Source organism: Nitrospirota bacterium, assembly GCA_016212215.1.
Taxonomy (GTDB): Bacteria; Nitrospirota; 9FT-COMBO-42-15; order HDB-SIOI813; family HDB-SIOI813; genus JACRGV01.
Genome location: JACRGV010000141.1, coordinates 1 through 10,870 on the forward strand (window position 1 = coordinate 1; position 10,870 = coordinate 10,870).

12 protein-coding genes are annotated in these 10,870 nt (G+C 43.2%); 3 read left to right on the plus strand and 9 right to left on the minus strand.

Annotation, left to right across the window (positions count from 1 at the left end; translation table 11 throughout):
• The first annotated feature begins 135 nt into the window (after nt 1–135).
• Nucleotides 136–468 (plus strand): 4a-hydroxytetrahydrobiopterin dehydratase, encoded by a 333-nt coding sequence (locus HZA08_12990; GenBank protein ID MBI5194339.1) that lies wholly within the window; start codon nt 136–138, stop codon nt 466–468.
• A gap of 198 nt (nt 469–666) precedes the next feature.
• Here the strand turns inward: HZA08_12990 and prfB are convergent, their stop codons facing one another.
• Complete coding sequence (gene prfB / locus HZA08_12995; protein MBI5194340.1) at nt 667–1,719, minus strand: peptide chain release factor 2; 1,053 nt, start codon at nt 1,717–1,719, stop codon at nt 667–669.
• Between the two features lie 358 nt (nt 1,720–2,077).
• Between prfB and uvrC the strand changes: the two genes are divergently transcribed.
• Nucleotides 2,078–3,898, plus strand: coding sequence for an excinuclease ABC subunit UvrC (uvrC, locus tag HZA08_13000; GenBank protein ID MBI5194341.1), 1,821 nt, complete (start codon nt 2,078–2,080; stop codon nt 3,896–3,898).
• Between the two features lie 138 nt (nt 3,899–4,036).
• Complete coding sequence (locus tag HZA08_13005; GenBank protein MBI5194342.1) at nt 4,037–4,294, plus strand: glutaredoxin; 258 nt, start codon at nt 4,037–4,039, stop codon at nt 4,292–4,294.
• Between the two features lie 57 nt (nt 4,295–4,351).
• On the opposite strand, the gene HZA08_13010 is transcribed toward HZA08_13005, so the two are convergent.
• From HZA08_13010 to HZA08_13045, 8 genes are all read right to left on the minus strand, one after another.
• Nucleotides 4,352–4,789, minus strand: a complete 438-nt coding sequence (locus HZA08_13010) for a transcriptional repressor (GenBank protein ID MBI5194343.1) — start codon at nt 4,787–4,789, stop codon at nt 4,352–4,354.
• A 510-nt stretch (nt 4,790–5,299) separates the two neighbouring features.
• Nucleotides 5,300–6,079 (minus strand): SUMF1/EgtB/PvdO family nonheme iron enzyme, encoded by a 780-nt coding sequence (locus HZA08_13015; GenBank protein MBI5194344.1) that lies wholly within the window; start codon nt 6,077–6,079, stop codon nt 5,300–5,302.
• Between the two features lie 17 nt (nt 6,080–6,096).
• The gene (locus HZA08_13020) at nt 6,097–7,119 is read right to left on the minus strand and encodes a formylglycine-generating enzyme family protein (protein ID MBI5194345.1); all 1,023 of its coding nucleotides are present in this window, start codon (nt 7,117–7,119) and stop codon (nt 6,097–6,099) included.
• A 318-nt stretch (nt 7,120–7,437) separates the two neighbouring features.
• Nucleotides 7,438–7,869: a cytochrome c gene (locus tag HZA08_13025; GenBank protein ID MBI5194346.1), complete on the minus strand. Its 432-nt coding sequence runs from the start codon at nt 7,867–7,869 to the stop codon at nt 7,438–7,440.
• Between the two features lie 124 nt (nt 7,870–7,993).
• Nucleotides 7,994–9,031, minus strand: a complete 1,038-nt coding sequence (locus HZA08_13030; protein ID MBI5194347.1) for an SMP-30/gluconolactonase/LRE family protein — start codon at nt 9,029–9,031, stop codon at nt 7,994–7,996.
• Nucleotides 9,032–9,060: 29 nt separating this feature from the next.
• Nucleotides 9,061–9,732, minus strand: a complete 672-nt coding sequence (locus HZA08_13035) for a hypothetical protein (GenBank protein ID MBI5194348.1) — start codon at nt 9,730–9,732, stop codon at nt 9,061–9,063.
• A gap of 219 nt (nt 9,733–9,951) precedes the next feature.
• Nucleotides 9,952–10,377 carry a type II toxin-antitoxin system VapC family toxin gene (locus HZA08_13040; GenBank protein MBI5194349.1) on the minus strand — a complete coding sequence of 142 codons (426 nt, stop codon included), beginning with the start codon at nt 10,375–10,377 and terminating at the stop codon, nt 9,952–9,954.
• On the minus strand, nt 10,374–10,604 hold the full coding sequence (locus HZA08_13045) for a hypothetical protein (protein MBI5194350.1): 231 nt from the start codon (nt 10,602–10,604) through the stop codon (nt 10,374–10,376). The genes HZA08_13040 and HZA08_13045 overlap by 4 nt, the downstream gene beginning before the upstream one ends.
• Nucleotides 10,605–10,870 lie beyond the last annotated feature (266 nt).

Below are 10,870 nucleotides of genomic sequence, written 5' to 3' on the forward strand. Positions count from 1 at the left end.
AGGTTTCACAAAGGAGGATGAAAACCACCCCCCCAAGCCCCCCCTTGTTAAGGGGGGGAAAGTTCCTTTGGTGCTCAATGGCCTACGGCAATCCCCCCCTTTGTTCAAGGGGGGGCATGGGGGGGTCATTTTCGGATGAAATTAAATGAAAAGAGGTGTATACCTTGTGAAGGAGGCACTCCTCCTCTCGGAGAGGCTGAGGCAGATGCCCTGTTGAAAGAAATACCATCATGGTCATTAAGGGAGGGACATATCCGGCGGACCTTCAGGTTTAAGAATTTTCCAGATGCTATTGAGTTTGTAAATTCAGTTGCAAGGCTCGCAGAAGGTGAAGGACATCATCCGAATATAACTATTCGCTACAACAAGGTGGAGCTTGAACTTTGGACCCATGCTGTCAAAGGTCTTTCAGAGAACGACTTTATATTAGCCGCAAAGATTGACACGCTGACAGGTGTCGGGGCATGAATGTATGGAATATCTTAGGGTCTGTCATGAAATAACTTGTGCATTTAGGCGCTCAGATTTCGGTCAGGTTTGAGTGCGACCGATTGAGCAAACCCGAAGGCGTAGTTGAATCTACGCTGAGGGGTTGAGATTGAGGAGCACACAAAGATGGCCGGAAGATGAGATGCATAAATGTATAGGTTATTTTATGATAGACCCTTATGACGGTGTCAGGTTAGGCTTGAGCTGTGCTGTGAGATACGCATTTATAAACATATCTATATCCCCGTCAAGCACTGCTGTTACATTTCCTGTTTCAACATCTGTACGATGGTCTTTGATCATCTGATATGGCTGCATTACATAGGAACGGATTTGACTGCCCCATGCTATATCCTTCTTCTCAGGTGACAGCCCCTCCATCTTTTTCTCCTGTTCAATCTTCTTTACCTCATATAACCTGGAACGTAATATCTTCATGGCTGTAGCCTTATTTTTATGCTGGGAGCGTTCGTTCTGACATTGCACCACAATGCCTGTTGGAATATGGGTTATACGTATGGCAGAGGATGTCTTATTTACATGCTGTCCGCCCGCACCGCTTGCCCTGAATGTGTCTATCCTGAGGTCATCTTCATTTATCTCAACAGTTAAATCATCCTCTATCTCAGGATAAATGAATACAGATGCAAAGGATGTATGACGCCGCTTATTGGAATCAAATGGTGATATTCGTACGAGTCTGTGAATCCCCGATTCAGCCTTCAGATAGCCGTAGGCATAATCACCGATTACACTGAATGTAACATCTTTGATACCGGCCTCATCACCTGATTGGTGGTCCAATATTTCAACCTTGAATCCATGACGTTCTGCCCATCTTAAATAAAGACGCATGAGCATCTCTGCCCAGTCCTGCGATTCTGTGCCGCCGGCGCCGGGATGTATTGAGATTATGGCGTTGTTTAAGTCAACATCACCTGATAGCAGGGTTTCTACCTCAATGCTTGTAAAGGTATTCCGGAGGTTATTTATGTTGTCCCGGATGTCTTTAAATAAGGAGTCATCTCCTTCCTCTTCTGCTAATTCAACAAGGATGTCTATATCTTCCAATGCCATTTCAGCTTTATTCCATTTGTTGATTTTCTTTTCCAGTTGAGATTTTTCCTTTGATATGCGTTGTGCCTCCTGAGGGTTATCCCAGAACGATGGGGCGTGCATCATGCTTTCGAGTTCGCTGACTTTGTCCTTTGCGTTATCTATGTCAAAGATACCTCCGCAGGTTTTCTGCCTTTTCTTTAAGCCCTGTTATATCACTTACAAATTCTTCTAACATTTATATTCCCCCTGATTTTACGGATTCGGATTACGGTCACTTTCAACGGAATTATGTTAGCAGTTTTTATAATTCAAAGCAAATGATAAGACAGGTAATAGGTAATGGGTGATGGGTATTAGGTTATAGTAAGAGATCCATGAGATTGTGGGACAAGAATGTCCCACCTATCCCACTGTGGGACAAGAATGTACAACCTATCCCGGATAGGCGGGGTTTTCTAACCCCGCTGTAAGGGCTCGGTATTTATGCTAAAATGTGATTATGGAAAATTTAGTTGACCCCTGTTCAACAATGAAAGATAAACTCCTTTTACTCCCGGAAAGCCCTGGTGTATATCTGATGAAAGACCATAAGGCCGGGGTGATTTATGTGGGTAAGGCCAATTCCTTAATAGACCGTGTGAAATCGTATTTTCAGAAAAGTACAACACTCTCTCCGCGTATTGAAACTATGGTAAAACATATTGCGGACATAGAGTGGATGGTAACTGAGTCTGAGCTTGAGGCCCTTATACTTGAGAGCAATCTCATTAAAAAGTATAAGCCCAAATATAATATAATCCTGAGGGATGACAAGAACTATCCATACCTGAGGCTTTATATGGATGATAAGTTTCCAAGGATTGAAGTAGTCAGGCGGATTAAGCCTGATAGCGGCCTCTATTTCGGTCCTTATGTTCCGGTACATGCCATGCGCGAGACACTGAAACTGATAAAAAGGACATTTCCACTTGCAACCTGTAAGCTTGATTTGAATAAGAAATATGACAGGCCGTGTATTGAGTATGAAATCGGCAGATGCAGCGGTCCTTGCATAGGGGAAATCTCAGAGGCCGGTTATAAAAAGATTGTAAGGGATGTGAGGTTATTTCTTGAAGGTAAGGACAAGGAACTACAGAGGTCTTTAAAGGGGCGTATGGAGGAAGAGGCAGAGAAATTAAATTTTGAAGAGGCGGCAAGACTCAGGGACAGCATATTCAGGATAGAAATGCTTCTAAAAAGACAGCGAATAATTTCTGCAGAGACAGGGGATACTGATGTAATCGGTTTTGCGAGAGACGGCAACTATACAGCCCTGCAAATCTTATTTTTCAGGGGCGGGATGCTTGTAGGCCGCAAGGGGATATTCTATGACCATTCAAGGGATATTTCAGATGAAGAGATACTATCATCATTTATTGAACAGTATTACAGCAGGGATGTACTGATTCCCGCTGAGGTCTTAATCCATGTTAAAATTCCTGACATGGAGTTAGTGGAGAAATGGCTCACTGAGAAGAAGGGGAAAAAGGTCTTGATTACAGTGCCGGTGCGTGGCAATAAGGCAGGGATGCTGAGGCTTGCTGTTGAAAATGCTATGCATACTCCCCCTAAGTTAGTTCCCTCCCCCTTGAGGGGGGAGGGTAAGGGTGGGGGTGAAGTACTCGATGTACTCAAGGAGATACTCTCTCTGCCCTCAATCCCTGAGAGGATAGAGGCATTTGATATATCGAATATACTTGGGGCAGAGGCAGTCGGCTCAATGGTTGTATGGGAAAACGGCGGGCTTAGAAAAGATGAATACCGTCACTTTAAGATTAAGACAGTTACAGGTGCTGATGATTTTGCTATGATGGGGGAGGTGGTGCAGAGAAGGTATTCAAGGGTGCTTGAAGAGGGTGGCGGACTCCCTGATCTGATCTTAATAGATGGAGGCAAGGGGCAGTTAAACTCTGCAATCAGGGAATTAAAAGAGATAGGTATTAATGACATTAGAATTATCGGGCTTGCAAAGGCAAGGGAGGAAAAGGGGGAAAGGGTGTTTTTACCGGATAGTCCTGACCCTATAGAACTTGATATGACATCTCCTGCAACACACCTTTTACAGAATATCAGAGATGAGGCACACAGGTTTGCAATCTCATATCACAGAAAATTAAGAGGAAAGGAGGGGATGCTGTCGGAACTTGATAAGATTAAAGGAATCGGAAGGGCACGAAAAATAGCACTGCTGAAATACTTCGGGAGTGTAGATGTTTTGAAAAAAGCGGGTGTTGAAGAGTTGATGAAAGCGCCCAAGATGACTGAGAAAGTGGCTAAAGAGCTTTACGAGGAGCTGAGAAGTAAGAAGTAAGAAGTAAGAAGTTAGAAGCAAGAGGCAAGAAGCAAGACTAACAATTCCCTCTCCCTCAGGGAGATATGTACACACCATGAATCCCCTCTCCCTCAGGGAGAGGGTCAGGGTGCGGGTGGGGTTAAACAGGAGAAAAACATGAAACGTTTACAAATGTATACAATCAAGGGATGTCCCTACTGCAGTAATGCAAGGGATGTCTTAAACAACAGTAATATTGATTATGAAGAAATAGATATAACACCTGATTCTGAAAACATGCGGAATAAACTTGAAAAGATGTCAGGAGGGGAGAGGTCAGTTCCTCAGATTTATATAGACAGTAAGTATATGGGACAGGATGATGAGATTAAGGAGTTAGTAGAGAGTAAAAAGATTTATGAGCTGCTAAAGTAGATGGATATAGATCGTGCCCGTTATTCGGGTTGCTTTCTTTACGGACACGGATAACGGTCACGTCTCACGAGGCTTTCCGCATTCCTTACAGAGTCCATATATCTCCAGCTTATGCGTATAGATGGTGAATCCGTTATCCTGTGCTACCTTCTCCTGAAGGCGTTCAATATTGCAGTCTTCAAATTCTATGATCTTACCGCAAGTTGTACAGATAAGATGGTCATGATGCTTGTAATCCTGCACTATCTCATAAAGGGTATAGCCTTCGCCGAATTCACGCTGTTGGGCAATACCGCATTCACACAATAGATTTAATGTCCTGTAAACAGTAGCAAGTCCGATTGATGTATCCTTCCTGCTGACTTTATTATATAAATCCTCTGCACTAATATGCCCGCCTGTCTTTATAAAAGTCTCTAAGATCATTTCCCTCTGGCGTGTGTGCTTCATGTTGTTGCGGGAAATATGATCCCTGAGAATCTCTAATTCTTTCATCCGAAAATCTCCTCCGGCGGGGTAAGAAAACCCCGCCTATCCCTATCTATGAGGATAGGCGGGACATTCCTGTCCCGCTGATTTTCATTGCCCTTTGTGAACCCTCGGTTCATGGGAGTTCACCCGAAAATACCCCCCCTCGCCCCCCTTTAACTACAAGGGGGGGATTTCTGGTTGTCATATCTCCCCCTTTATTTAAAGGGGGATTAAGGGGGTTAATTTTCATTCCCCTTTGTGCCCCGGAGGGGCATGACGGTTCATCCGAAAATCAACCCCATCCCCACCCTAACCCTCCCCTTGAAGGGGAGGGAATCAACATAGCCCCCTCTCCCTCAGGGAGAGGGAATAAAACCATGTACCCTCTCCCCCGGCGGGAGAGCTGCAATTAAATTCCTACCAAATTCCTCCCCCCTCCTTTGCGGTGGGAGGCAGGAGGGGGGCACGGGTGAGGGGGCTTTTGTGTCTTGCTTCTGACTTCTATCTTCTAACTTCTGCTCGTTGCTTCTATTTCTACTCAACATTCTTTGCACATCTGAACCCGAGGTCTTCAAATTTACCATTAGGCGGTACAGGAAATCTGTATGTAGTTCTCAGATATATATTTAATGAGTAGTGTCCGAGTCCGCCCCAACTGCCGCCCCTGACTGTCATAAAGTTCTTCCCATAGTCCTCATCATCATACTTATTGCCTTCATATTTTTCATACCAGCTAGCTGTCCATTCGTATGCATTACCGGATACATGATGAAGTCCATAAGGGCTTTTGCCTGCATCTAAACTTGTAACATCCATAGGACCCATGTGATTGCCTGCGCCGTTTACCTTCGCAGTATCAAACTCATTTCCCCATGGGAACTTTCTTCCGTCTGTTCCTCGTGCCCCCTTCTCCCACTCTGCCTCTGTCGGAAGTCTTTTTCCCTCCCACTGACAGTATGCCTTTGCATCAAACCATGTTACCCCGACAACAGGAAGATTCTCAACTTTAGACATGTCAACTGCAGTGAAATATTCAGGTACCGGATGTTTCACTGCATCAGTAAATTGTTTATACTTTTTAATAGAGACTTCGTACTTATCAATAAAGAATCCCTTTAGATAGACTTTGTGCTGAGGCCCTTCATTTGCGAACCACGGTTTTTTATTCCCATAAGCAAGTGACTTTGCCTCTGTATCAACATCATTACTCCCCATTATAAACTCACCCTTAGGCACATAAGCCATATCCTTGGGAGGCTTAGGTGAACAGCCGGTGAAGATAAAAGTGACTATTAAAAATAAAACCATCCACATAATAAAACGTTCTCCTTTCAATCCTTTGCGCATCTGAACCCGAAATTATTATTAGTAGTATAAGGGTTGAAGAATATCCTGTTATAAGTCGGGGAGCTTATGCCGCATTTGTAATATGTGCAGTCATACCATGACCCTCCTCTTACAACTTTATATTTTTCACCGTAGTTTTCATCAGGATGAGTGTTCCCCGGATATGGTTTAAACCAGTCATCTGTCCACTCAAACACATTTCCTGCCATATCATAAAGTCCGTAAGGGCTTTTACCATTTTCAAAACTTCCAACCGGCATAGTGTCACCCTTTCCAAGCTGGGGCATATTCCCTTTCTTTGCATCAAATTTGTTGCCCCATGGAAATGTCCTCCCGTCAGTGCCCCTCGCAGCCTTTTCCCACTCAATCTCAGTCGGAAGCCGCTTTCCCTCCCACTTGCAAAAATCATTTGAATCATACCAGCTTACGAAAACAACAGGATGGTTATCCTTCCCTTTTGGGATTGCACCTTTTATCCAGTTTACAGGCGGCTCATGTTTTGTTGCTTCTACAAATTTTTTATATTTTTTATTTGTAACCTCGTATTTGTCAATATAAAATCCCTTCACAGTCCTCTTATGCTCAGGCTGGCACTTGGGCCACCAATCATTTGATCCCATTGTGAATTCTCCTGCCGGGATTAGGATCATGTTGTTGAGCGAGCCGTGTTCAATTCCCCCCTTTTTTATTGGGGAGGGATTTAATTCAGCAGATGCAATTATTGTCTTGTCAAATCTGGAGTCAATAGCAATGAACTTATCGCTGAACCCTGTGCTGTGGCATTGCAGGCATGATGAATCACGTGTGTAATCAATCGAAGGCTTTGCATCACCATTATGGCAATTGATACATTTGGGCTGACCTGTTAAAGGGTCATAGTCCTCTATAACAGAGTGCGTAGTATGAGATTCCCCATTACCCTCAACAGAAAGAACCGTAGATGGGGTCTGAGTTATGATTATAAGTAAAAGACCTAACATAAAATAAAGTTTAAAAAATTTGTACATTAATTGTTAATCCTTTCCCTCTTCATCCGAAAATCACCCCCCCATGCCCCCCCTTGAAAAAAGGGGGGGATTGCCGTTGGCCATTGAGAACCTTTCCCCCCCTTAACAAGGGGGGGCTTGGGGGGGGTGGTTTTCATCCTCCTTTGTGAAACCTCCGTTTCATGACGGTTCATCCGAAAATCCCCTCCGGCGGGGTAAGAAAACCCCGCCTATCCATTTCTACGAGGATAGGCGGGGTTTTCTTACCCCGCTGATTTTCATGTCCCTTTGTGAACCTTGGTTCATGTGGGTTCCCCCGAAAATGCTCTCTAACTGCATTTACTTTGCTTTACCTTTCTCAGCTAAATATCTTATGTAGGCCAGGACGTCCCGTATTTCTTCTTCTTTCATTATAAGGTCCCACTGCGGCATTTGAAGAGACTCTCCTCCGACTTTCCTGTGAATCCCGCGCGCAATAGACTGGTAAAGGGCTTCATCACTCTTTTTCATCCTCTCAGTATCACCGATAAAATCTACAGGCTTCAAAGGAAGACCTATGCCGATAGCCCCATCTCCTCTGCCTTCTTTGCCGTGGCAGTAGAAACAGTATTTATTATATAACCTTTCCCCTACAGCAAGATCCGGTTTACGAACAACAATATTCCCCTTTTCTGCAACCGCTGTGGATTGTTTTTGATTGCTGCCGGAACTGCAGGAGGTGATTAGAAATATGCTTGTAATTATATAAAATAGAAGTTTATAAATTTTCATCCTAAAAACCCCATCCCCACCCTAACCCTCCCCTTGAAGGGGAGGGAATTTCCCTATCTTTTATGCACCATGGCCATCTAACTTCTTGCTTCTAACTTCTGTTCAATGCTTCAACTTTGCTTCCTTACTTAATGTATCTAAAGACCTGCACCCTTTCATTATATGTATCAGCAACATAAATGTAGTTGTCACTGTCAATATAGAGACCATTGGGAAGCCATAAGCCTTGTTTGCCTCCTCCGTGTGTGCCGAAGTTCAGCAAAATTTCTCCTGTACGATTAAATATCTGGATTGTGTCATAAAGATTATCTACTACATAAACGTGCCCTTCATCATCTACACCTATGCCCTTTGGTTTAGAAAATGTTCCTATAGTGTTCCCCATTTTCCCGATTGTTCCAATAAATTTGCCTTCAGGACTAACAACCTGAACCCTGAAGTTCATTGAATCAGTGACGTATAAATCACCTTTTGAATCTATGGCGATATGAGTAGGAAAGTTGAATTCCCCAATGTGACTGCCCCTTCCCCCGAAGGAAGACAGGACTTTTTCTTTCAGGTCGTATATCCATATCTTATGGTTAAGGACATCTGTTATGTACAACCGTTTTCTTGATATATCAACTGCAAGACCTGCGGGCCGCCCAAATTCACCCTTTACCCCGATTGTATTAATATTTTTACCGGTCTTATCAAATACAAAAACCTTTTTCAAAACAGAATCAGAGATATATAGATTATTTTCCTTATCTAAGGCAACTCCTATCGGGGATATTAATCTTGCGGGTGCCGGCTCATTTTCAAGTTTAAATGCCTGTCTGTATTTCCGATTCTTAAAATCAAACACATGTACAACCTGAAGGCCGGTATCAGAAATATAAACTGTCCCATTTCCATCAGAAACAATCCCGGCAGGCCGTAATATCCGCGGCTCCGGCTCTTTCCCTGCCACAAACTCAATAACCCTCCTGAAAAAAGATTTCTTTACACCGATGTCGCTGAGTTTTTCTATTGTCATTACATAAGTAATCTGAGGAGGGTCAGGCGGCAGAGGCCACGCAGCCTTATCTTTCCCTGAAGGCTCCGGAAAAGAGAAGCTCAGAGAAAAAACAGCAGCTAAGCAAGTAATATAAATTATTACATTGTTAAGTTTACGTTTCATAGAACAGTCCTTTAGAGTGATTATTACTGCTAAGAAACAACTACACGTGGACGCACGCGGTCGTCACGGTCCTCAAAACGATAGCGGCTGACCAGTAATTTTCCGTCATACCAGCGTATGCGCGGCACATAACCAAAATAATAACACGAACCTGCGCAAAGTGTGACATTTAATCTATCAAGATGTTCACCCGTTTCTTTGAAGAACTTAAGTTCGTGAACCATTCGTTCTTCAAAGGTTTCATAAGTCATTTGATCCTTAATATCATAGGCAGAGTGGTTCTTTAATTCCTCATCTGCCTCGACGCGGTCACGGACTCTGATGGCATAAGGCCGGTTTTTAGCAATTCTCTCTGAAATAATAATCTCATCCAAATTTCCCTCAGTCCACTTCCAGCAAGGGAATAGTTCGTTGCTTTTATCGTAAATCCACTGAGGCGTAACCTCAGCAACCACGAAAAGCACCCGAGAAAAACCGCCTGGGTCATTCGGGATCAGCACGCTTGAAAGGTCGCAATTAATTCCAATATCACGATAAAAATCTTCCCATTCAGTGACAATATCAGGTTTTTGAAACGGTTTCCTATGGACAAGAAAATCTTGAAACTCAGATTTTGTAATACTTCCATCATGAATTTGTCGGAAAAAATCTTTTAACACGCCGGACCATTCCGACACACTTTCAACTACTTTCTTTTCCATAAGCATTTCCTCCTTTTTAATCTTCACCGGTTGCTAATAATTATTCACTGTTGTTAAAACGGTCTGCTTGCCTTCACAAAATACGAAGGGATATTATATACGGATTCGGGATATTTTGTATAGGGGGGAATCTAAAATGTGGTTTCATGCCACAGGCGGGCATTTTTGTTTCAGAATCAGGAAAAAGGGGTTGTAATTTAGCACTACAGGCTGCGTATGCTACAAAACTTTAAGCCGCTCTTCTACGAACAATGTCTGAAGCAACTTATCAGAGGTAAGAAAGATACATTCTTCTTCCTTTAAAGTTAAGGCTGTTGCGAGCTGCAGGGAATCCAAAGTTCTTAAGCCTCTTCCGCCATAGTTCATTAATAATTGTGAGGCTGACTTTACAAGATTTGAATGTAACAGAATCCATTGGAATTTGTTACAGTCATTCTGGAAATATTTGATAACCTCAATGGCGGTATTCTTTTCCATCTCCTTTTCCCTTATTTTCTTCCATAGGGCAGAGCGGAACTCTATGAGAGCAAGCTCTGATAGAAATATTTCTTCAACATCCTTAGAAAGGGTCTCTATTACAAAGTCAGACCCCTCTTCCTGATGGTAGAGCTTGATTAGAGAAGATGTATCAAGAAATGCCTTCATACGGCGCTCCGACGTTCTTCTATAATTGCGTCACTTAGTGATCCCTTATAGTCTGACAACATCTCCCTGCTTTTTTTAAACGAGAACTTTTCTATATCAAGTTTTCTTACAACATTTGCCTTTACATCTTCCAAAAATGTGACTATCACATTAACCTCGTTCTCAGTTTTCACCTCCTCCTGAATAATCACCTTTCCATCCTTAAAAATACCTTTCACCGATAGCATCCTACACCTCCTGTCTTTATTTGTATGTCATCCGAAAATGACCCCAAGTAAGCAGTTAGCAGTTAGCAGATAAAGACTGCCTTTCCTGTTTACTGCTCACTGCTTACTGTTTACTATTTTCATTTCCCTTTGTGAGCGCCCCGCTCATGACGGTTCATCCGAAAATAACCCCCCCATGCCCCCCCTTGAACAAAGGGGGGGATTGCCGTTGGCCATTGAGCACCAAAGGAACTTTCCCCCCCTTAACAAGGGGGGGCTTGGGGGGG